Here is a 24546-nt window from a genome sequence, read left to right as displayed (position 1 = left end):
GTCTAAAAAAATGAGTGAGATTAATTTCACAAACCAATTGCCACAATTTTTGTACAATAAAAATGATCGTATCAGTCTACTAAAAGATATTCTAAATTCATTGGGTAATCCAGATCAACAATATAAAATCATTCATGTTTGTGGAACAAACGGTAAGGGATCAACAAGTACAATGATTGCAAAATTACTTTCAGCATTAAAATATAAAACCGGATTATTTACAAGTCCGCATATTGAAAATATTACTGAGAGAATCAAAATTGATGGAAAAAATATTAGTGAAAATATTTTCAAAAAATACGAAAAAAAAATTATCCAAAAATTAAAAGAATTGAATATCGACATAACCCAGGATATTTCCTACTTTGAAATGCTATTTTTAATTAGTGTTCTCTATTTCTCAGAACAAGATTGTAACTATGTTGTTTTAGAATGTGGTTTAGGTGGAGAGCTTGATGCCACTAATGCAATCAATGAGAGCAAGTTTACCATTTTTACTAAAATTGGTATGGATCACACAGCAATTTTGGGTAGTACGCTTGGGGAAATTATCGATACAAAAATCAAAATAGTTAGAAAAAATTCCACTGTCGTAATGGCACCTAACCAACGGGAACTTTCAACATTAAAAATTCAAGAGGAATGTGATTTAAAAAAGGTGAAATTACTAAACTCGGAAAAAGAAATAAATTATTTATATTTTAGTAGTGGTAAGGTAATCGCCAAAACTAATACTGGAAAATTTGAATTCTCATTTCCTTTAAATGTGAATTATCAAAAAGAGAATTTGAGAACAGCACTTACCTGGTACCAAGCTTTTTGCACTCAAAACAATTTAAAATTTGACCCAAAGTTATTGAATATTGCTTTCAGTGATCTATCAATTAACGGACGCTTTGAAATATTAAAGAAAAAGCCATTGGTTATAGTTGACGTCGCGCACAATGTTGATGGTGTTCAGATGTTTAAGGAATGCATTAATGATAAATATCTAGATTTTCAAAAAACTATTGTAGTCGGATTCTTGAAAGATAAAGATGTTAGTGGATGTTGTAATATTCTTTCTCAAATTAAGGCAAAATTTATTTTAACTGAACCCATAAATAAATCCAGAGCACTACATACTTCAGATTTATCAATTATTTTTGATAAATCTGGTTCTAAACATTCTTATAAAACGGCTAGAACCCCCTCCATGGCCATAGATATGGCTATAGAAAATAATATTGGTACGAAAAAAGTGATATTTGTTGTAGGTTCATTTTACCTCGTAAACAAAGTAAGAACTCACCTAAGGAAGGTTGATTAGATGATTATAGACGAGGTTGGTGGTGGAAATTATGAAAAAATTATTTTACAATTTTCACAAACAAATGAAAAAGAAATTGAAAGCTTATTGTATATTACAAATAAATTATTATGTCGATTGGATAAATTTAGTAATGGTTGGCTGTTACAGTTAAATATATATCAATTAAACCGTTTCCTGAATGAATGCCGAAAACAAAATTTCACTAGACATGAAATAAATAGTTTAAACAAAATCATGGACAGTAAAAAAATTATTTGGTCAGGTAAAAATTTCAATTTTAATTTAACTTATGATCCAATTATTTGTTCAATTGTAAATTGCACGCCTGATTCCTTTTTTGATTCAGAAAAATTTAATACAAATTCTGAAATTCTTAATAAAATAGAATCTGATCTTTCTGAAGGGGCCTCCTTAATTGAACTTGGTGGAAAATCAACACGACCTCATCATGTGGAAGTATCTGCTTCCGAGGAATGGCGAAGATTAGAACCAATTATTAAGAACATAAAGAATAATTTTTCAAGAACAGTCTTATCAATTGACACAAACAGTTCTTTTGTTATGAGGAATGCACTTGATAAATATGATGTTGATATTATAAATGACATCGATGGTTTTGAGAACAAAGATAAATTAAGAATCGTGAATGAATATCGTCCAAGTATAGTTTTAATGAACAATGGACGAGACGGAACGAAAAGAGTGCCAGATCAATTCAAATATTTTAATTCAAAATTAGCACAACTATCGTCGTTTGGCTTAAAAAAGTCGAGAATAGTAATTGATCCCGGAATAGGCTTTTCATTAAATGGTAATCCAGCCGAAGATATGATTCGCATTAAATCTATTTCTAAATTAAATCAATTACATCTTCCTACTATGATTGCTATTTCAAGAAAAAGTTTTATGGGTAAACTTTTTGACCTAGATTTAAATAGTCGTTTAATTTCGTCTATAGTTCTTGAAAATCTCATGATGCAATCCGGAGGAAGAATATTACGTGTTCATGATGTTAAAGAAACAAAAAAATTAATTGATGTTGTGGATTCTTATGAAAATACTATTTTGGAGGATAACAATATTGTCCTTAAAAAATAGTATACTAAATGACTTGACGCTACTTAAAAAAGTTACATTCAGTCAAAGAGATTTAAGAAAAATAAATGAAATAGAATTATTAATTGATTTGAATAAAAATCTATTGAGAAAAAACAATCCAGATATTCACATATCCGCCAGTGCTGTTGCTTTCGTTGAAAAAAAAATAATTTTAGTGCGACATCCCTATCTAAAAATAAATCTTTTGCCTGCTGGTCATGTAGAATCATCTGAAAATCCATTAGAAACCGCTATCAGAGAGCTTTACGAAGAAACAGGATATATTGAAAAAAAAACAGATTCGTTCTCACTAATTGATGTTAACTTAATTAGTATTCCACCTAATTCAAAAAAAAATGAAAAAGAACATTTTCACATAGATTTCAGATATCATCTTAAAGTCGAATACAAAAAAAAGTCATTGGCCGAACTGCCAGTATATTTAATTGACAAAAAAAAGACTCCTACTGAATTTAAAAAATATTTCATTCATAATCAACCCTTTGATTTACAAAATAACGAATAAATGATGACATCAAAGTAAACGCCGGATTACTTGGTACCTACAAAAGCATGACCTCTTTCAGTAAACTTGAGTATATCAAGTAATTGGAGGAGGTCATTTTTTTGGAAGACATCGACAATAATACAATAGATAAAACAACGATGCCCGTCGTAGCAACGTTGCGTTACGCGACGTGATTTTAGAGATCCATAATGGCATTGATAAATATGGTGCTGTACATTCTTATGAAGGAGCTTCAGGAACATGTTGATTGATTATACCAGGGTCAGTCATATATATATATTGTTTGTGGTAAGACTGATTTACGTCGTGGCATCGATGGTCTGGCAGGAATAATTCAAAGTCAGTATCAGCTTAATGTTTACGAAGATGCACTTTTTCTTTTCTGTGGAGGACGGTCTGATAGATTTAAGATGTTATATTGGGATGGCGACGGGTTCCTGCTACTTTATAAACGTTTAGAGAATGGCAAGTTACATTGGCCTCGTCATCGTGAAGAAGTTAAGTTACTTTCACAGCAACATCTTCGCTGGCTGTTCGAAGGTCTAAAAATAAATCAGAAATCATCAGTCCACGGAGCTGCCAAGGAATCACATCAATAACCCCCCCTGTTCCTAAACCATTAATATCAAACAGTTTAGACTCGAGTTCAATCGTAACTGAAACCATTATTCAAAAGTTTCAACAGAAGGTTCCCGCCTATAGGCGGGAAAAATATTGGAAGTCATTAGGACTTGATATTAACCGAGATAATATCTGTAATTGGCAAGTAATCAGCAGTAAACAAGTTCTTCAATTAATATATGATGTATTACATGAAAAACTTGTTAAACAGGATATTATTCACGCTGATGAAACCAGCTATCAGGTTATTAAAAGTAACAAAGCCAAAACTTATTACTGGCTGTTTTGTTCGGGAAAGATGGAAAAACGACAAGTCGTTTTATACTATCACGCTGAATCACGGGAACATGAAGTTCCATTGAAATTCTTAGACGGTTTCACAGGATATCTGAATTGTGATGGTTGGGGAGCATACTCTCTTCTACCAGACGTGACACTGGTTGCTTGCGCCGCACATATTCGGCGTAAGTTTTATGAGGCTAACCATAGCAAAAAGAAACCTAGTAAATCCAGTCCAGCATACATCGGTTACTCATATTGGCAAAAGATGCTTCAATTGGAAAAGAAATGGCGAGACCTGCTCCAGAGGAGCGGTTGGCTCACTGAGAAAATGAATTGAAACCGGTAATGGATGAGTTCTGGGAATGGCTAAATAATTTGGATGCAATGCAAAATTCAAAACTAGGTCTAGCTGCGAATTATGCAGCAAAACAACGTTCAGGAATCATGGAAGTTTTAAAAGATGGACGTTTAGAATTTTCGAACAATAAAGCTGAACGAATGATTAAAGAGTTAGTTATGGGACGTAAAAATGGGCTTTTTCAAAAAGTTTGAAAGGAGCCCATTCTAATGGCGTGATTCTAAGTATCATGAAAACAGCAGAACTACAGGGCTTGGATACTCGAAAATATCTTAATTATTTGTTCACTGAAATCCCCAACTTGACGTTCGTAGATCACCAAACGTTGATGGATTACATACCGTGGTCACCCACGGTCCAATTAAATTGCAAATAAAAAGGCAACCAACCGGAAATATCAACGATGGTTGTCTTTTTGTCGTTCCATTTATCAGTACTTCATAATCCGGCGCTTACGACTATGGCTTATAATTCATCAATGGTTGGTAATATACTATCAATTCTTGCATAATATTTGATAAATACACATATTCATTACAGAATTTTGTTTTTATATTCGCTATTTTTTCAATAAATAAAATAAAATTCCCTATTAACTTGAATACTCATAAAGTCAAACTTGAGAAAGAATCATTTTTCATACTACCATAATCAATACTTTATCATGCATTTTGGCCTATTATTCAACAACTCATAAGTCCATCATCGTTTCTAGTTCATATTATATCGTTATTTATTTTTTTACATTTTCATTTGCTAGTACTCCCTTTTGAATACGGTTATACATTTCAGTTATTCAGGACGCCTTCATAATTCCATATACTACTGATTTTAATTTGCTTGACGACAGAACAAACTCTACTTTTTTCAATTAATACATCTTTTACACGTTATGAACAAATGATATATTCTGAATCACTTAATTAGTTTTTTCCCCAATGTAATCCATTTCACGTAAAAGGTCTTCGGAATGGTCAGGAGGGTGTTATCTTGACCATAATTGATAACAATGAATGGCTCTTAACCCAAAGTGTAAAAAGTAATAATTTAGTAAGATTTTATTTAAAAATAAATCAGCAAATTTACTTGATAGAAATGAATCTAAATGTATTACTTCAACAATAGAAAACATAAAACCAAATCGTCACGGTCTTTTAAATCAAATCCTGTCTGTTCATAAAACTTTTCAATTCTATAAAGTAACGTATTACGATGTAAGAACAACATTTTTGAGGTCTTTGCCAAATTGGAATCGCACCGATATAAGGCATCAATCATTTGTGTCGACCGATGATCAATTTCAATTTTTTCTCGTAAACTTTCAAATAAATCAGTGTTTTTTAGATTTTGTTCAACTAAAAAATCTAAAACAACCGTTGAAAGATTATTAACTCGTTCCCGCATCTCAACCGATTTATTAAAGAGACGTCTTTCAACTTTAAAAATATTGGGGAGCTTTTCATCAACAGACCAAAACTGACCGATGTAGACATTACTATTTGTGTAAAAATCTGAATCTAGCAACTGAACCATTTGTTGGACATTCTCTTTGTCCATACAACTAGCTGATTCCTTTTCAATCAATATGCCGGAATTATTACTGATCAGAAAACTGTCCACTACATCATCAAAAGTTTCTCGAAAGACTTTTAACCATTCAAAAGAATCCTTCTTAGTTTCATTTTTTTGAATTTCAAACTGTATAATTCGCACGTTTTTATTCATTGTGGGATGGTCATCGGATTTTCCAGTCAAAAATTGCCACCAATTATTTTGAACTGCTTTCGAAGCATCACCCTGGCTCATCAATGACAATAGAAATCTTTCTGGTTCGGTCAAACTACTTTTATCAACATTGATCCATTGACCAGCAATCAAACAATTAAAGCTAGTCGCATTTGATACTGGCTCTGTAGTCAGTTTGGCACTTGGATATAGTTCTAAAAATTTTGCTACGCTTCCTACCATAAAACCCACCACCATTCATAATGATTATGCTCTGTCTTTGTATTTACTAAATCATCTCAATAATATTTTCTTAACAGTTAAAATTGTAACGCTTACATAAATAGTAAATTAAGTTACAAATTCTAGTTTTATTGTCTAAATTCTAGATAACAAAAAGAAGTCATTTCTCACTTTCAAATTTCCGGGGCTAAAAGTGAAAAACAGACTTCTTTTTAATTCTAACTAAAGGCTGATGAGCTATGCCGTTTCCAGAGCTGAAAGCATTCATATGCTGCGCGGTACGATCCGAGCCAAAAAACGGTCTCGAATCTCGGTTGAAGCCTTACCAAAAAACGGTAAGTCTCCAACACGCCCGGTGGTGTAATTGCTGAAGCAATAACGCCACTTTCGCTGCAAATGAATACTTTCAGCTCTTCCAACTAGTTTTTTAATAATACGAATGTCTAATTGTTTTCTTTTGCTATTTAAATAAATTTACTTTAGGACTATCAGAGCACTGTTTATATCACTTTTTCACCTTTCAACCTTCAGATTCTAATCAATCAACAAATCGAATTACTCGTCTACTTGCCTTAATGCCTGAAGGCTGAAAGGTAAAAGATTTGTTGTTATAGTCCTTAAACTAATTTATCTAAATAATCAGAGGTCTTCAGTTTATTGTTCCCGACACAAAATGATAAATTAGTCGGAAGGGCTGAGAATATTTACCTTAATTCATCTTCAATTACTAACGGATTGCTTCTTCCGTTTCATCATCAAAGAAATGTGCCTTGTTTAAATCGAATGTCAAATCTACATTATCACCTGGTTTGTGATAGTCACGAGCGTCAACAATGGCCACGAATTCCGTACCATCAATTTTTGAATATAGCATTGACGTTGCACCTAACAATTCCGATACGACAACTTCACAATTAACTGTTGATTCGGGCCAAACTTCCTCAACGGCAACTTCGGCATGAATATCTTCTGGACGCAATCCCAAAGTAATACGTTTACCATCGTAGCCTTTTTCATCCAAAACTTTGGCTCGTCCTTCAGGAACTTTCAACTTCAAGCCTTGTCCATCAGCAATCATGCCATCTTTATATTCAACTTCAAAGAAATTCATAGCTGGTGATCCGATAAATCCGGCCACAAACTTGTTCTTAGGTGTTGCATAAACTTCATGGGGAGTTCCGATTTGTTGAACCTCACCCATTGACATAACAACGATTCGATCAGCCATCGTCATAGCTTCAGTTTGATCATGAGTAACATAGATTGTTGTTGTGTTGAGTCTTTGATGCAGACGAGCAATTTCAGCACGCATGTTAACACGTAACTTGGCATCCAAGTTAGATAATGGTTCATCCATTAGAAAAATTGGCGCATCACGCACGATAGCTCTACCTAAAGCAACACGTTGTCTTTGACCACCTGATAAAGCGGCGGGCTTTCGATCAAGGTATTCTTCTAGTCCTAATACTTCAGCAGCGTAATTAACTTTTTTCTCAATCTTATCTTTATCGTATTTACGCAACTTTAATCCAAAAGCCATATTATTAAATACTGTCATATGTGGGTACAATGCGTAGTTTTGGAAAACCATGGCAATATCACGGTCTTTTGGTGCCGTATTGTTTTCATACTTACCGTCGATGATCAATTCACCTTCAGAAATATCTTCCAAACCAGCAATCATTCGAAGCGTCGTTGATTTACCACATCCTGATGGACCAACGAAAACGATGAATTCTTTGTCCTTAATATGTAAGTCAAAATCTGAAACGGCATAAGCGTCTTCTTCAGCGTTAGCATATTTCTTATAAATATGATTTAAGTCAATTTCTACCATAATTTGGGCCTCTCACAATTTATTTATATTTGTTTGTCTTTAATTGATATACCCATTTTATTCAAAAAACGCTTACATTAAAAATACAAAACAACTAAAATCATCTGCTATTTTTGTACACTATTACTAAATAACTAAAGGTTGAAAGTTTAGTTAAATATGCCGTCTCCAGAGCTGGGAAATATTTACTAGCTGTGCGGAACGGTTCGAGTCTGGGAAGCGGTCTCGAGCCTCGGTTTGAAGCCTTGACATAGTTCGTCAAGTCTCCAAACACGCCCGGTATTGTAATGGCTAAAGCCATAACAACACTTCCACGGCACACAAATATTTCCCAGCTCTTCCGACTAATTAATCGTCATTAATTGAATGTATAAATATTCAATTGCTTTTATATCTGGAATATTTTAAATTCCAAAATACAATGGATGTGAATATTTGTAATTAATTATCGACTAACGCCATGTATATTAAATATTAATATTACCAAAAATCTGAATTCATCAAAAATTATCATGTCTAATAAAACGGACAAACTGGTCGTAAGGACTGAGAATATTTACCTGCTGTGAGTGTGGCGTTAGGACAGCGACATTTGCCGTTCTTACACCACCGGGCGTGTTTGGAGACTTTCCGGTCTGTGGAAGGTCTCCAAGCCGAGATTCGAGACCGCTTCTCAGGCTCGGATCGGTCCGCATAGCAGGTGAATATTCTCAGCCCTGGAGACGGAATAGTAAACACTAAAACTTATAAGTTCTGATTTCAACTGGGCCTAATATTTTAACATCCCTGTCAGCGATACTTTCTTCTAAGAAGTTGACTGTATCAGCATTTGGTAACATATTAGATTCAACGTTTGATTCCTTATTCGTCAAATTGTAGCCACGTAAAATATTATTTTTACCATCTTCTGACTGTTTCAAACTTGTTATGGCTAAGTTTTCAGCAATCAAAGTAATAAAAGCATCAACTGGTTTTCTATTTCCAGAGTGAATTCCTGTTTGAATTGATTGAATGTCGACTTGATTATTTCGAGCTTTTTGATATGAATCAATCTGACTTCCCTCGGATCCATCTTGAAATGTCAGACTATATTCACCAGAGTATTCGCCTAAGCACTGTGCCTCTGGAGTTTCAAAATAACCCCAATCACCCATTTCGCCGGTACAACGTAATAATGTGATTGCAATTGTATTATCATCAGGGAGAATTTCGTATTCATTCAAACCAAAGTTTCCTACTGTCACTCCGTTATTATCATCATGAACATTAACAAATGCCTGTTCATGCTGGGGATTAGTTGGATTTTTCCATGTATCGTTAACGTTATTAAGGCGTTCAACCACCTCATAAATTGACTCTGCTACGTGATTGTCGGTTTTCAAGTTAGTCTTAAACAATACTCGCACACGATGATCTTTAACTTGATTATTAAACGACGTCTTAAAGTTCAACTGATCTGAATCCTTTGACATTGTAATAGTCGTTGTAAAAGTAACTGGCACAGTTCTCTCCGAACGATTAGCAATACGTTTGGTAATATCAATCACTGCTTGTTGTTCGTATGCTAAGCGTTCATCGGCCGAAACTGGTAGGTTCATCGTTTGAATTAATTCAATCTCAGCACCCAAACTATTGTTGCTAATAATTTTGACAGCTGCTGGACTATCAGCTGAAAGAATAGTCTTCTGGTCAGCTGATTGACGATAAATATATTCATTTCCAATGTCACCAGTATCTTCAAGAATCAATTGATCATTATATTGATGATTCGTTTTCTTATCTAAAATGTCTAAACTGCCATCATGTTTCAATACCACTTGCAGATAATCATTTTCTAACACACTGTTGGTTTGATTGAATAAAGGTGATTCATTACTAGACAACGGCTCACTATCAGCCTTGACCAACGCCAAAGTTTCCCAAGCAAACGCTGGCATTGCCGACATATTGACTTGAACTGTCACATACAGTGCCATATACGGAATTCTAAATTGTGTCTTTGGCAAGTCATAACCAAATCTCACCTGTGTACCAACAAAGTTAAACGGAATGATTTCACCTTTAGCATTAATAACCTTCAATGCTGGTAATTCTTGTTCTAGCATCTTCATCTTTTCAAATTGAGCATCGGGTCGACCATCTGCAAATAGTGCGCGCTCCCATTCAATCTCAACTGTCTTCAATTCAGATTTTTCATAGCCATTAGTATTTATCAAGACAAACGGCTTACTGTCTTCTGGGAAAATCGTGGTATCAATTTGTGATGAAATTTTGTCTAATGCTTCTTTAGCAACAAATTGTCCCACTTCTTGTGACTTTTCAAATCTTGTCATCATTTCGCGATGGACTTCATCAACTGAGCAGCCACAAATACTATCGTGCGGATTATTTTGTAATAAAGTCTTCCAAGCATAACGCAATTGGTCATGTGGATAGTCAACTTTTTTTGAGTCATAGGCTATCGTTGCCAATGGTTCAGCAATATTTTCCAATTGACGTTCAACTTTAGTATTAGCCTGTTTCAAATAAACTCGAGAAGATGCTGTGTTAGCCAACGTATACCATCCATCTGTTTCTTGGCTAGTAAGTTCTCCATCAACTGAACCTAAATCTGCGGGAACGCTTTTGGATACAGCAGTTAAGTAATCGTCAAAATTAGAATGAATAAATTCATAATCGGGATAAAGTTCTTGTGCTACTTGCAGTGCCTCAATGACGTCTTGTTGCACTGGTTGGTGATCAACGCCATTCATCATCAAGAGATTATCTGTTGAAGCATACTTTTCAACATCAGCCAGTTTTTCATCCCAATACTTTTTAGCTGTGACTTTGTCAACGGGAATTTCGTTACCATTGCTATACCAATTAGCAAATAAAATGCTCAAGACCTTAGAGTCATCTGGTCCTTTCCACCACATTTCAGAATATTGAGAAGTATATTTTTCATTGTCAAAAACTTGGTTATTCAGACCCGTTGGTTTAACACCACGTCCAAAGGCAGCATATTTCAAATCGGCCAATTTCAACATTTGAGCGGTCTGACCCATATTTCCAAAAGTATCGGGGAAATAACCTAAATCAACTGGTTTGCCCCACTTCTTAGAATCCTGATTACCAATCAACATATCGCGGGCATTGGCTTCACCACTGATCAAGAAATCATCCTGCAAGATATAAAATGGACCAATTTGCAATTTGCCTTGCTTGACTAATGCTTTAATTTCAGCCTCTTTTTCTGGTCTAACTTGCAAATAATCGTCCAAAATAATTGTTTGACCGTCTAAATGAAAACTGTTAAAGTCTGGCTCTCTTTTAAACAAATCTAACAAGTCATCCATCAATTTAACTAAACGCATATGATGATGTTCGTATCCCATATACCATTCACGATCCCAGTGACTGTGTGAAACGACGAATACTTTCTTCTTCATGTTTTTTACCATTATTCCTTAATTTTGTAGTCTAAATAGTTTAAAAATAGTTCACAGTACATCATATTGGCCCAAGAGAACCATTCACGTGTATATTCTTTGGGGTTATCAACATTGAATCCTTCATGCATCATATTAGTGCCGGCTGTTGTTTGGACCATATTTTCCAATAAACGGGCCTTTTCTGTTTGGTCATTAGACGTCAAGCCTTGAATTGCCAAAGCTATGTGCCAAATATAATTCTTAGGCGTGTGGGGACTACCTAATCCCTTTCCATATTTACCAGCATAATAATAAGGATTTTCAAAACTTAAAATAGTTTTCCTAGTGTTTATATACGTGGCATCGTCTAAATCTACGTAATGTAAATATGGAGCACTCAATAAATTAGGAACATTTCCATCATCCATAATCAAATAATTTCCTAAACCATCAGTCTCATAGGCGTAAATTCTTTCACCAGCAGCATTGGTTGTGGTCCCATATTTTTCAATCCCAGCTCGAATCTCTTCCTGAAGTTTTTTGGCACGTTTAACAATTTCAGTATTATTCAAAACACTGCCAAAAATTTCTTGGACATAATCCAAAACTAAAACAGCAAACATATTGGCTGGTACTAAATATCCATACACACAAGCGTCATCACTAGGACGAAAGGCAGACCAAATCATTCCTGTTTCTTTAACTGGTGACCCCAAACCATTATTTGTCAGTGTATCTTCAGGTCGATCGTAATCTCTTTCAAATTGATATTTTGACTTAGTCATATGATGTTGTTCAATTTCAAAAACATTTAACATTTTTTTGATACCACTAACAAAACTTGCATCAAAATGATCAATTCGACCAGTATTCTTAAATAATAGATATGCCAATTGGACTGGGAAACAGAGCGAATCAATTTCAAATTTACGTTCCCAGATCCATGGTGTCATTTCTGTGTGATCCTTCTGATGCCCTGCATTATTAGGCTCACTATTGAATGCATTTGCATATGGATCATGATTCATATTGAAAAATTGACGCTTAATGACTCCACGTATAAAGTCAGATACCTCTGGAAGGTGTTGTGCCATAATTAAATATGGTCGTACTTGGCAAGTCGAATCACGTTGCCACATCGCCGGAATATCTCCTGTTAAGATGAAATTATCATCATCGGCAAGCTTTTTTACTGTCGTCTCCAGTGTGTTGGCATAGGTAACATTGAATACCTTTGACCAGTCAGCATGCTCTACACCGGCCTTTTTTGTAACTTGTGACATGAATTGTTTAATCTCTGGTGAAATCATCTGCTTTGTCAATTTCCAATCCTCCAATTGATATATCATTTGCTCAATTAGTATAATGCATACGTTTACAAAAAACTAGTTCTTTTTTCAAAATTATGTGCTATATTATAAGCATTAGAAAGGATTTGGACATATGGAACCGAAATATAAGCTGATATATCAAAGTTTAAAAGATGACATAATTAATAAAAAGTATTCAATTGGAGATAAACTTCCAAGTGAAATTCAACTAGCTGCCGATTATCAAGTTAGTCGAATCACATCCAAACGTGCTTTAACTGAATTAGAAAATGACGGTTTGGTAACACGACAGGCTGGAGTTGGAACAATTGTTCAGAAAGCAGAACTAGAAAGCGCACAAAAAAAAGAGATTATTTTCGTAATCCCTTTTGCTAATAATAATGAATTTGGTGACTACACCAATGGTTTGTTGCAAGTCCTAGGTGACAAATATCAATTAACTACCATCACAAATGAAGTCTTTCGAAAATTACCGATTGATCGGATAAAATCTGCCGAAGGAGTCATCTATTATATTGAAACGTTGGATAACGAGATTGAAACCATCACTAATTTATATCTGCATAACGTCCCTATCGTCATATTAGATAAGTTCTTCGAGGATTTGCCAATTCCTGCTGTGACTTCAGATAATTTCAACGGTGGTTACTTAGCAACTAAGGAGCTCTTGAAAAATAAACATCAGAATATCTCATATTTGATGGTCACACCCAAGTTATCCGAAGCTTCTGTCAGATCACGATTCTTTGGATATCTTTCAGCATTAAATGAGAAACAGGTCGTTCCTTCCGTTTTGGAAATCAATCTTGAACAAGATGAAGACTTAACCATTTTGGTCCAACAAATTAAAGCTAACAATATCACTGCCTTAGTCATCGAAAATGATGTCGTAGCGATTAAGATAATGAATGAACTACGTGACTTCGATATCAAAATACCACAAGATCTTTCTATTGTTGGCTTTGATAATATTCAGGCCTCAAAACTTAGTTATCCCGCCCTAACGACAATTGATCAAAACTTTGTTTCGTTAGGTCAACATTCTGCTAAGATTTTACTAAAAATCATCAATGATCCGTCCTATATTGCTCCAGAACGAACAGTTATTCCGGTTACTTTAATCAAACGTCAATCAATTCAAAAGCTAGGAGACTAATAATGAAAGTTTCACAAATCGACACTCGACAAGGTACTAATAACACTGCTGATTTTTCACACGGGAACACACTTCCTTATACAGGCGTTCCCTTTGGAATGAATTATTTCGTTCCGCAAACAACTTTTGAAGATACATCTTGGTACTTCTCACCGACTTCACATCAATTTGCTGGTATTAAAATTACCCACCAACCCAGTCCATGGATTGGCGATTTTTCTGCCTTCACTTTATCCAGTGCTACTGGAAGAATTGATTTATGCAGCAAATCCTTTGATCAAGTTGGTTCTTATCGACCTGACGAAGCAATTTTTAACCCTCATCAAATTTCAATCTATGACCAAAGATATGAGGTCCGGACACAAGTTGCTCCAACTGAATACGGTGCTATTTTCAAATACAGCTTCGATCGAGACGAACCTAAGATAATTGTTCACATCCCCAAGAAAGGTAAATTCACATTAAATGATGACCAAAATGAATTGGATTTACTTGTGCAAAACTTTGATGCCCATTTCAACGATGACTTTAAATTCTACGCCAAATTAAAATTTGACCGTAAGATCCAATCGACTGTGACGTTGCATCAAACTAATCCAGATTATGATTTAATGATCCTATCTTTTACAGATACAGATGAAATCAACGTTCACTTGGCAACATCATTTATCAGCTTCGAACAAACTAGCGTTGCATTGAGTCGTTTGAGCAACACTAGTTTTGAAGACATTAAAAACCTTGCCCAAGATAGTTGGCAACAATACTTAGATTTGGTCGATATTACCGACAGAGATCATACTAAGGTTTCTACTTTCTATCACTGTTTATACCGCATTTTTCTATTTCCACAAAAATGTTATGAAATTGACGAAAACGACGAACCTATTCATTACGACCTTTACAACAATCAAGTAAAATCAGGTTATTTATACATGAATAATGGTTTTTGGGATACAAGCAAGAGTGTCTACCCACTATTCTCACTGTTAGCTAAGAACGAGTATCATCAAATGCTCTTAGGATTCTACAACAGCTTCTTAGAGAGCGGTTACCTACCTAAATGGCTTGCTCCCTGAGGAACGTGGAATGATGCCTGGTACCTTGATTGATGCTGTTATTGCTGATGCGTCAATTAAAGAAATTTTGACGCCTGAAGAAATGTCGCAATTTTTAGATGCTATGCTCAAAAGCGCTAACGTTGAGAGTTCTGATGAACGTTTGGGAAGAGTCGGTATGGGTGACTTCAATTCTTATGGTTATCTTCCATTCGACAAATATAAAGAGTCGGTCAATCAAACTCTCGATTATACTTTTAGCGATTTTTGTATCTCACAAGTAGCCAAGTTAGTTGGCAATGATGAATTAGCAACTAAATATGGAAAATCGGCTTTAAATTACCAAAATATTTTTGACCCTAAAACGGGATTGATGCATCCCAAGGATTCCAAGGGAAACTTCAAAGCTAACTTTGACGCTATCAGTTGGGGCGACGATTACACTGAAGGCAGTTCTTGGCAAAACAGTTTTGCAGTTTACCACGATATTAACGGTCTCAAGAACCTGTACAGCAAAGATTTGACCTTCGAACAGACATTAATTAAATTAGCTAATCAAAAACCCAGCTTTAACGTTGGTGGTTACGGTTTTCAAATTCATGAAATGACCGAAATGTCCGCAATCGATTTTGGCCAAATTGCAATTTCAAACCAACCAAGTTTCCATCTTCCCTATTTGTTCGCATACACCAACCATCCCGAATACACACAATTACTTGTTAAACAATTATCAAATCAATTCAATGATTCAATTGATGGCTATCCTGGAGATGAAGATAACGGTTCCATGTCAGCTTGGTACGTTTTCTCATGTCTTGGCTTCTACCCTGTTTGCCCAGGAACTGACGAATACGTCTTTGGAATCTCACAGTTTGATAAAATTGTGTTGAACATTCACGGCGACAAAAAGTTTACAATTCGATCAAAACGCAACTATCCACAAAATCAATTTGTTGAATCACGAATTTTAAATGGTGAAAAATTATCTCAACGATTTATCAAACAATCTCAATTGACCGCTGGTGGAGAACTAGTTTCAAACTTATGCTTGTTACCCGCAAATGCAAGCAATGAAAAATTGCCATTCTCATTAAGCGACAATTAACCCAAAATTGAGACTGAATATTAAGAAAAAAGACACTGCAATCCTATTTTGGACTATAGTGTCTCTTTGTTTTATGCAAAAAAATACGTCTTACCACATATTCTCAATTATTTAACGATAACCTTCATCCCGTCAGGAACAGTCGAATTGATCCATTTAGCATCAGGAATGGTTAATCTAACACAGCCGTGACTTGAACGCTTTCCAAGTTTGTGAGCTTCATCTTCAACATACTTACCATCTTTATCAGTAGGTACTGAATGGAATAAATAAACACCCCAGTCCTTGAAGGAAGTCCAATAGTTGGCACCCTCTTTGGATTCAGCGTTGTAGAATGAATCACCACGATTTTGAATTTGGAAAGTTCCCTTTGGAGTTGGTGATTTTTTCTCTCCCGTAGCAGCCTTCATTGTGTATAAAATATCTTTATTTTCTTTGATATAAACTCTTTGTTTAGGAATTGATACTTCAATATAAGCATCCTTATGTTTGTCCAAGTCCGGATACTTTTTAGACTCAGAGGGATGTTTCCACGCGTCCAAAGCCTTCTTGTTAGCAGCAGCCTTCTTAGCCACAATTTTAGTAGATTTCGAAACTTTAGTTGTTTTAGATTCAGCCTCAACTGAGTTTGCACTATTAGCATTAACAGCAAAAGCTACTATAGCAATCGCCAATACCCCTATAATGGCAATTATTGCCGTAATAATCCGCTTATTTTTAATCATAAAATACCCCGTGATTTAATGATATTACACTTATTCATTAGGTACAACGGATTTTTACATTAAACTAGGATAATTATAGGATAGGGGTAAAAAAACATGTAATCCTTCAAATATCCAGAATTACATGTTTTTATATTATTTAATTTAGTGTAATATCCTTTGATTCAACCCATTCATTCAATCCAACACGATACATATTTTCACCCTTAACGGATGCAACCAAGTCCGTTTTATATAAGTTATTAGCGGGTAAAGTAATGGGAGCTTTAACTCCCCGTTATTAAGACCGAAAGTTAAGCGATAAGAATGTGATATAACCTTACCGTATCAGTTCCAAATGTAATTTTTAAAAATAATCAGAGATTGACACTTGATTATTCCAACCAGAAAAAATTAGTTGGAAGAGTTGAGAGTATTCATATGCCGCGAAAGTAGCGTTATGGCTTTAGCCATTACACTACCGGGCGTGTTGAAGACTTACCCGACCTTGGTAAGGCTTCAACCGAGGTTCGAGACCGCATTTTGGCTCGAACCGTACCGCGCAGCATATGAATACTATCAACTCTGGAAACGGCACACTTTAATAAACTTTGAACCCTAAAAAAAAAGGCAGTAGCCAATTAGACTACTACCCAATTAATTATTATAAATTATAGACGCTTGTTTAATTCTTTACCAAGTTCTTCATAGCCAGGACGACCAAGAAGACCAAACATATTTCTCTTGTATGCTTCAACACCTGGTTGGTTGAATGGGTTAATACCGTTCAAGTAACCAGAGATACCAACAGCAATTTCAAAGAAGTACATCAAGTAACCTAAGTTAAAGGCATCTTGTTTTTCAATGTGAACTGACATAACAGGAACGCCACCGTCAGTATGTGCAAGAACAACACCTTCGTAAGCCTTCTTGTTAACGAAGTCCATTGACTTGTTTTCTAGATACTTCAAACCATCAAGGTTATCCTTTTCAGCAGGAATCTTAACATCATGTCTTGGTGTGTCGATTAGAACAACAGTTTCCATAAGGTTACGACGACCTTCTTGGATATATTGACCTAATGAGTGCAAGTCAGTTGAGAAGTTAGCTGATGATGGGTAGATACCCTTTTGATCTTTACCTTCAGATTCACCCATCAATTGCTTCCACCATTCGCCAAAGTATTGAACGTTTGGTTCGTAGTTTTCTAGTAATTCAGTTGTGTAACCTTTACGGTACAAAATATTTCTCAAAGCAGCATACTTATAAGCATCGTTCTTTGAAAGATCAGCTGATGTATAGTCAGCACGTGATTGTGCAGCACCTTCCATCAATTTGTCGATGTCGATACCAGCAACGGCGATTGGCAATAAACCAACAGCTGTAAGTACTGAGAAACGACCACCGATATCATCAGGAACAACAAATTCTTCGTAGCCTTCAGCGTCTGATTCTGTCTTCAAAGCACCCTTAGCACGGTCAGTTGTAGCATAGATACGACCCTTAGCACCATCAACACCATACTTTTCAATCAACTTAGCTTTTAAGATACGGAAAGCGATTGAAGGTTCTGTAGTTGTACCAGATTTTGAAATAACGTTGATACTGAAGTCACGGTCACCGATAACTTCTAGTAAATCAGCAATGTAGTTTGGAGAAATTGAGTTACCACAGAAGTAAACTTCTGGGACATCTTTTTCATTCTTAACGTTATAGAATGATGAGCTTAGGAAGTCAATTGCAGCACGGGCACCTAAGTATGATCCACCAATACCGATTCCGATAAATACTTCTGAATCAGATTGGATCTTTTTAGCAGCTTTCTTAATGCGAGCGAATTCATCCTTGTCATAATCAACAGGCAAGTCGATGAAACCACGGAAGTCAGCACCGGCACCGGTACCCTTACGTAATTCGTCGTCAGCAGCAGTAACAAGTGCTTGCATTTCGCCAAGTTCATTATCTTGAATAAACTTGCTTAATTTTGAATCATCAAATTTAATTTGTGACATTTTCTCTCCTCCATATATATCGTCAAAACTAGATTAATCATTTTCGCAGAAAATTTCAAATTTTTATTAATCCTTTTATCCATTTTCCAACAAAATATAATAAATATCCGACCGCAGCTCCAAGAGTATTGAAGATCACATCATCAATATCAGTGACTCCTGTGTTCAAAATGAACTGTAAAGTCTCAATTGACGTTGAAATCAAGGCACCAATCAGGACAACTTGTAAAAAATTAAGATGTCTCTTAGTTAGTGCTGGGATAAATACTCCCATTGGTACGAACCACACAATATTACCATATAAATTATAAAAAAAGTCAACTAACGATTGACCTTTTGATAATTTAAATGTTTCAACGAGCGGAATTATATTTATTTGGGATAATGGTCGATGGAAATAAAATTTGAGTTGCCATATGAAATAGCTATCCCGAAAGACTGTCAAAGCAAAAAGTAGGAAAACATAAAATACAAAAACGACCAACCCGAGTTCTCGGCCAAAGTTCGTCTTTTTATTCTTAATTTTTATCCACAGAAACCTTAAAACAATAAAAAACAAGGTATACAGTATTGCTTTGTCAACAGCGTAAAAGGAAAGCCGAATCAATGGAAAATGATTTATTTTCATTGCATATAGTTTGTATATGTAATCATATAACGGTCCTAAAAATATCATTTTACTCATTCTTTCCCACTTTTTACCTATATCGTATTATACTAACAATTAAGCATTTTATTTAGACTTTAAATAGATTTAATAAAGAAATTTTACAAGCAAGGAATTATCAATGAATAAATTAAAAAATATCCTGAATAAAAGACTGGGCTTCATGGGGCTCCTAATCTTTTTCCTTTGGCTTAAAACGGTCATTGCTTATTATGTTGACTTCTCGTTAGGCGTTTCAGATCCGTTACAACACTTGATTCTGATCATAAACCCGATTGCAACAGCCGTTATCTTACTCAGTATAGCGTTATACATAACTCGGCCCAAGGCATCTTATATCGTTATGGGCGTTATATATGTCTTAGAATCTGCCCTATTATACGGGAATATTCTATACTATCGTGAGTTTAGTGATTTTCTATCATTTAATACGATTGCCGGTGTCTCTAAGGTCTCCAAAGGACTCGGTGGCAGTGCTGCTAACATGATGCAGTCACATGATTTTATTTATGGTTTAGATTTCATTATTATCGTTATATTATTACTTACCCATTATATCAAAATTGACGCCAGACCAATGAGAAAATTAACAGCAATTGCAACAACTTTTTTGGGAATATTTTTATTCTCATTTAATCTAACCATTGCCGAAAGTAATCGTCCCCAATTACTTGGTCGAACCTTTGATCGAGCCTATATTGTTAAGTACCTGGGATTCAATACTTTCTTAGCTTACGATTCAATCAAAGCAGTTCAAAATAACCAAGTACGTTCAGAAGCGGTTGGAACCGATATGGATGATGTTCTTTCATATACCAAACAGAATTATGCTGCACCAAATCCGACATATTTCGGCAAAGCAAAAGGTAAGAATATCATCATTATTCATCTTGAGAGTTTCCAACAATTTCTAATCAATGATAAAGTTAATGGTCAAGAAGTCACGCCGTTTTTAAATAGTCTTTATAATGATAAAAACACCATGTCCTTTGATAATTTCTATCATGAAGTTGGTCAAGGTAAAACGAGTGATGCCGAGAACATGCTTGAAACAGGACTCTTTGGACTACCAGAAGGATCACTTTTCTCAAAACTTGGCAGTGACAATACTTTCCAAGCTGCACCTGCGATTCTTAGTCAAAAAGAAGGCTATACCAGTGCTGTATTCCACGGTAATGTCGGTAGTTTTTGGAACCGTGACAACGTTTATAAAAACATGGGTTATAATTATTTCTTTGATTCCAGTTACTACAATAAAACTGAAGACTCCAGTATGCAATATGGTATGAAAGATAAATTGATGCTTTCGGAAAGTGCCAAATATCTCGAGCAATTGCAGCAACCGTTCTACGCCAAATTTATTACCGTTACAAACCACTATCCATTTGATTTGCCAGATGAGGATAATGACGGATTTCAAGCTCCAAATACTGATAATAGTGCTGTTAATAATTATTTCGTAACAGCTCATTACCTTGATAATGCCTTGAAAGAATTCTTCGATTATTTGAAATCAAGCGGTATTTATGACAACTCTATGATTGTTCTATATGGTGATCATTACGGACTCTCAAACAGCCAGAATACTGCCCTAGCACCGTTAGTTGGTGTCGACAGTAATAGTTGGACCGAATTCAACGATTCGCAGATGCAAAAAGTTCCATTCATGATTCACATGAAAGGACTTAAAGGTGGCATCAATCATACCTATGGTGGTGAAATTGACGTCTTGCCAACCATTTTGCACTTAGCCGGTATCAACACCAAACAATACGTTCAACTCGGAACCGATCTGTTATCTAAAAATCACAGTCAAATCGTAGCTTTCCGAAATAAAAACTTTATTACGCCGAACTACACTGTACTAAAAGATAGTGACGGTAATCCTGAGGTCTTTAAAAATAGTACTGGTGAACAAGTTGATCTTGACCAGAATCCGGCTTTGAAACAAAAAGTTACTAAATGGCAAGAAGCGGTCAATACTAAATTGAAATTATCAGACACAGTTAATAACAAAAACCTCTTACGTTTTTACACACCAACTGGCTTTACACCAGTCGATTCTAAGGATTACAATTACCAAAACGAAATCCAGAAGTTGGTTAAAACACGTGATGACCTTGGCTTGAAATCAACCAGCGTCTACTCTAAAAATGGTAATAAAACTACTACTAATCTGTACAATACTGACGCTCCAGAATTAAATGGAGATCGAACCGTCATTGACAGTTGGTCCAGTATTCTTAAAGGTAATAATGATTCAACAAAATAAGTCAGCGTATGCTGGCTTTTTTTATTGGCGGAAATAACGTATTATTAACCGGTGGGTCTTTTGAGACTGGTTCCGATATCACAAATATTCGCATCAAATATATTTTAGAATTTAAAATAAGCTGAATACAGAAGCAATTGAATATTTTAAAATTCAATTAAGTATGCCGTTTCCAGAGCCGAGAGTATTCAATTGCTGCGCGGAACGGCCCGAGCCAAAGAGCGGTCTCGGAACCTCGGTTGAAGCCTCGCAAAACCCGCGAGTCTTCAACACGCCCGGTGGTGTAATTGCTGAAGCAATAACGCCACTTTTGCTGCAAATGAATACTCTCAGCTCTTCCAACTAGTTGGTTTTTTAATGAAAGGAATAGTAAAACAAAACTCCTGATTATTTATATAAATTAACTCGACAAATTAAATTAACTCTAGGCAAGTAACAACAATGGTTATATTAGTTTTTTACCTTTCAACCTTTAGTAAAGATTAATTAGTCGGAAGAGCTGGGACTATTTTCCAGATCCGTAGACGGAATATTTAACTAGCACCACACATATATCTATATAAAAAAAGTAAAATTATTGGTTACCATCAATAAATAACCAATACATCAGTCTCTGAGTTAAGTTACGAGGAAAAATATGAAAAAAATTCAATCCATTTTAAACACGAGATTAGGTTTTCTAACCTTATTAGCTCTCTGTTTATGGTACAAATCAGTTCTTGCGTATTTCATGGGATTTTCACTTGCCATCAATAATCTTTGGCAATACTTCTTTATAGTCGTAAATCCCTTCGCAACAACTGTTATATTGTTGAGCTTAGCTCTTTATCTCAATCGTCCCAAACTCTCCTACATCGTTATGGGCATTATTCATATCGCAGATACCATCTTTATTTATGCAAATATTTTGTATTATCGTGAAAACGGTGACTTTCTATCTGTCAGTACTATCACAGGTGTTGCCAAAGTCGCCAAAGGTCTTGGAAAAAGTACTGCTAGTTCCATGCAATTCAGTGATATTTTCTATTTTATCGACTTTATTATAATTATTATTTTATTTGCCACTAAATTTATAAAAATTGATAAACGACCCTTCCGAAAAATCACTGCTCTAGCAACAACTTGCTTAGGTATTGCACTATTCTCAGCCGATTTGGCAGGTTCTGAAGCCAATCGTCCTCAGTTGTTAGGAAAAACCTTTGATCACTCTTATATCGTCAAATATTTGGGTATTAACAGCTTTTTAGCATATGACTCGGTCCGCTCGATTCAAAATGATCAAGTTCGTTCTAGCGCGACGGAAACTGAAATTGATACTGTACTCGACTATACCAAAGATCACTACGCCGCTCCTAACGCTCAGTATTTTGGCAAGGCCAATGGAAAAAATATTATTGTCATTCATTTGGAAAGTTTTGAACAATTCCTAATCGGCATGAAGGTCAACGGTCAAGAAGTTACACCATTTTTGAACAGCCTCTATAACGACCAAAATACGCTCTCCTATGATAATTTCTTTAATCAAGTGGGTGGCGGTCGAACTAGTGATGCCGAAACAATGCTTGAATCTGACCTCTTCGGATTGCCTGAGGGATCTTTCTTCCAAAAACTTGGTGGTGACAATACTTTCCAATCTGCCCCGGCCATTCTCCAGCAACAAAAGAATTATACGAGTGCTGTTTTCCACGGTAATATCGGTAGTTTTTGGGGACGGAATGTAACCTATAAAAATATGGGATATAACTATTTCTTTGACGAGACTTATTATGATACTAAAGACCCAGACACCTTGTCATTAAACGGTTATGGTGTCAAAGATAAAATTTTATTTGCGGAAGGCGCTAAGTATCTCGAACAAATGCAACAACCTTTCTATACCAAATTTTTAACCATTACTAATCATGTTGGCTATCAATTCTCAGATGAAGATAACGCTGATTTTCAAACCTCTGACAATGCTAATCCAACTGTCAATAGCTATTTCAAAACAGCGCACTATTTAGACAAGTCAGTTGAGGAATTCTTCAATTATCTTAAAGCTTCCGGCTTGGACAAAAATACTATGGTTGTCTTATACGGTGATCATTATGGTTTGAACGACACACAACACAAGGCACTTTCCACTATGGTCGGAAAAACACCAGACACTTGGACAAAATTCAATGATACACAAATGCAGCGAGTGCCATTTATGATTCATATGGATGGCCTAAAAGGTGGTATCAAACACACTTATGGTGGTGAAATTGACATTCTACCTACCATTCTGCATTTGGCTGGAGTCAATACTAAACAATACATCCAGCTTGGAACTGACTTGCTTTCGAAACATCACAGTCAAATCGTGGCCTTTAGAAATAAAGATTTCATTACACCTGAATACACCGTTTATCGTAATGGTGGCGCAAGTACACAAGTTTATTCCAATGCCACGGGTGAACAGATCGATATGCGAGATAACCCCGACCTTTTGGCAAAAGTTGATCGATGGGAATATGAAGTTGATTTGCAGTTAAAGACCTCCGATAATATCAATAATAAGAATCTCTTGCGTTTCTATACGCCAGCGGGTTTTGACCCTGTCAATCCAACTAATTATTCATATCAAAATCAGGTTCAACAGATGGAAAAATTGCGGAATGATCTAGGTAATAAATCAACTAGCCTTTATTCAAAAAATGGCAATAAGTCGACCACTGACCTCTATGATACTGATTCTGTTCAATTGCAAAATGATCGAACGCCAATTGATAGTTGGTCATATTTGAATAAGAAATAACAAACAGTTTGGTTGAAAGTTGCCCGTCTCCAGGGCCAAGAATATTC

Annotated in this window: 18 protein-coding genes; 11 read left to right on the top strand and 7 right to left on the bottom strand. The window is 35.5% G+C overall.

Annotated elements, in window-relative coordinates; translation table 11 throughout:
* Positions 1–10 precede the first annotated feature (10 nt).
* From FFM71_RS03085 to FFM71_RS13780, 6 genes are all read left to right on the top strand, one after another.
* On the top strand, positions 11–1309 hold the full coding sequence (locus FFM71_RS03085) for a bifunctional folylpolyglutamate synthase/dihydrofolate synthase (protein WP_137610727.1): 1299 nt from the start codon (positions 11–13) through the stop codon (positions 1307–1309).
* Positions 1310–2410 (top strand): dihydropteroate synthase, encoded by a 1101-nt coding sequence (gene folP, locus FFM71_RS03080; RefSeq protein WP_137610726.1) that lies wholly within the window; start codon positions 1310–1312, stop codon positions 2408–2410.
* On the top strand, positions 2394–2936 hold the full coding sequence (locus tag FFM71_RS03075) for an NUDIX domain-containing protein (protein ID WP_171000454.1): 543 nt from the start codon (positions 2394–2396) through the stop codon (positions 2934–2936). Before folP ends, FFM71_RS03075 begins: the two co-directional genes overlap by 17 nt.
* 275 nt (positions 2937–3211) lie before the next feature.
* Complete coding sequence (tnpB, locus tag FFM71_RS03070) at positions 3212–3538, top strand: IS66 family insertion sequence element accessory protein TnpB (protein WP_137610724.1); 327 nt, start codon at positions 3212–3214, stop codon at positions 3536–3538.
* Entirely contained in the window at positions 3466–4179 is a 714-nt protein-coding gene (locus FFM71_RS03065; RefSeq protein WP_137610723.1) for an IS66 family transposase, read from the top strand. The genes tnpB and FFM71_RS03065 overlap by 73 nt, the downstream gene beginning before the upstream one ends.
* Complete coding sequence (locus FFM71_RS13780; protein WP_137610722.1) at positions 4176–4394, top strand: IS66 family transposase; 219 nt, start codon at positions 4176–4178, stop codon at positions 4392–4394. The genes FFM71_RS03065 and FFM71_RS13780 overlap by 4 nt, the downstream gene beginning before the upstream one ends.
* Before the next feature lie 916 nt (positions 4395–5310).
* Here FFM71_RS13780 and FFM71_RS03055 read toward each other — a convergent pair.
* The 4 genes from FFM71_RS03055 to FFM71_RS03040 all read right to left on the bottom strand — a co-directional run bounded on the left by FFM71_RS03055 (position 5311) and on the right by FFM71_RS03040 (position 12740).
* Positions 5311–6168, bottom strand: coding sequence for a helix-turn-helix domain-containing protein (locus tag FFM71_RS03055; protein ID WP_171000453.1), 858 nt, complete (start codon positions 6166–6168; stop codon positions 5311–5313).
* A 727-nt stretch (positions 6169–6895) separates the two neighbouring features.
* Entirely contained in the window at positions 6896–8005 is a 1110-nt protein-coding gene (locus FFM71_RS03050; RefSeq protein WP_137610720.1) for an ABC transporter ATP-binding protein, read from the bottom strand.
* A gap of 737 nt (positions 8006–8742) precedes the next feature.
* Positions 8743–11436 carry an alpha-mannosidase gene (locus FFM71_RS03045; protein ID WP_137610719.1) on the bottom strand — a complete coding sequence of 898 codons (2694 nt, stop codon included), beginning with the start codon at positions 11434–11436 and terminating at the stop codon, positions 8743–8745.
* Positions 11437–11447: 11 nt separating this feature from the next.
* A complete protein-coding gene (locus FFM71_RS03040) occupies positions 11448–12740 on the bottom strand; it encodes a glycoside hydrolase family 125 protein (RefSeq protein ID WP_373278783.1) in 1293 nt (430 codons plus the stop codon).
* Positions 12741–12861: 121 nt separating this feature from the next.
* Between FFM71_RS03040 and FFM71_RS03035 the strand changes: the two genes are divergently transcribed.
* Genes FFM71_RS03035 through FFM71_RS13770 form a run of 3 tightly spaced genes read left to right on the top strand, consistent with a single transcriptional unit; the run spans position 12862 to position 16065 of the window.
* Positions 12862–13905 (top strand): GntR family transcriptional regulator, encoded by a 1044-nt coding sequence (locus tag FFM71_RS03035; RefSeq protein WP_137610717.1) that lies wholly within the window; start codon positions 12862–12864, stop codon positions 13903–13905.
* A gap of 2 nt (positions 13906–13907) precedes the next feature.
* Positions 13908–14981 (top strand): glycoside hydrolase domain-containing protein, encoded by a 1074-nt coding sequence (locus tag FFM71_RS13775; protein ID WP_263390685.1) that lies wholly within the window; start codon positions 13908–13910, stop codon positions 14979–14981.
* A gap of 10 nt (positions 14982–14991) precedes the next feature.
* The gene (locus FFM71_RS13770; protein ID WP_263390684.1) at positions 14992–16065 is read left to right on the top strand and encodes a GH92 family glycosyl hydrolase; all 1074 of its coding nucleotides are present in this window, start codon (positions 14992–14994) and stop codon (positions 16063–16065) included.
* A gap of 107 nt (positions 16066–16172) precedes the next feature.
* Here the strand turns inward: FFM71_RS13770 and FFM71_RS03025 are convergent, their stop codons facing one another.
* From FFM71_RS03025 to FFM71_RS03015, 3 genes are all read right to left on the bottom strand, one after another.
* Positions 16173–16790: a L,D-transpeptidase gene (locus tag FFM71_RS03025; protein ID WP_137610716.1), complete on the bottom strand. Its 618-nt coding sequence runs from the start codon at positions 16788–16790 to the stop codon at positions 16173–16175.
* 650 nt (positions 16791–17440) lie between these two features.
* Positions 17441–18781 (bottom strand): glucose-6-phosphate isomerase, encoded by a 1341-nt coding sequence (locus FFM71_RS03020; RefSeq protein ID WP_137610715.1) that lies wholly within the window; start codon positions 18779–18781, stop codon positions 17441–17443.
* 55 nt (positions 18782–18836) lie between these two features.
* Positions 18837–19457, bottom strand: a complete 621-nt coding sequence (locus tag FFM71_RS03015; RefSeq protein WP_171000456.1) for a VanZ family protein — start codon at positions 19455–19457, stop codon at positions 18837–18839.
* Between the two features lie 112 nt (positions 19458–19569).
* Here FFM71_RS03015 and FFM71_RS03010 point away from each other — a divergent pair, with 112 nt between their 5' ends.
* A complete protein-coding gene (locus tag FFM71_RS03010; RefSeq protein WP_137610713.1) occupies positions 19570–21720 on the top strand; it encodes an LTA synthase family protein in 2151 nt (716 codons plus the stop codon).
* 637 nt (positions 21721–22357) lie between these two features.
* A complete protein-coding gene (locus FFM71_RS03005) occupies positions 22358–24499 on the top strand; it encodes an LTA synthase family protein (RefSeq protein WP_137610712.1) in 2142 nt (713 codons plus the stop codon).
* The last annotated feature ends 47 nt before the right edge of the window (positions 24500–24546 follow it).

This window comes from Companilactobacillus huachuanensis (assembly GCF_005404815.1).
Classification (GTDB): domain Bacteria; phylum Bacillota; class Bacilli; order Lactobacillales; family Lactobacillaceae; genus Companilactobacillus; species Companilactobacillus huachuanensis.
This window is presented reverse-complemented; position numbering and strand designations above follow the sequence as displayed.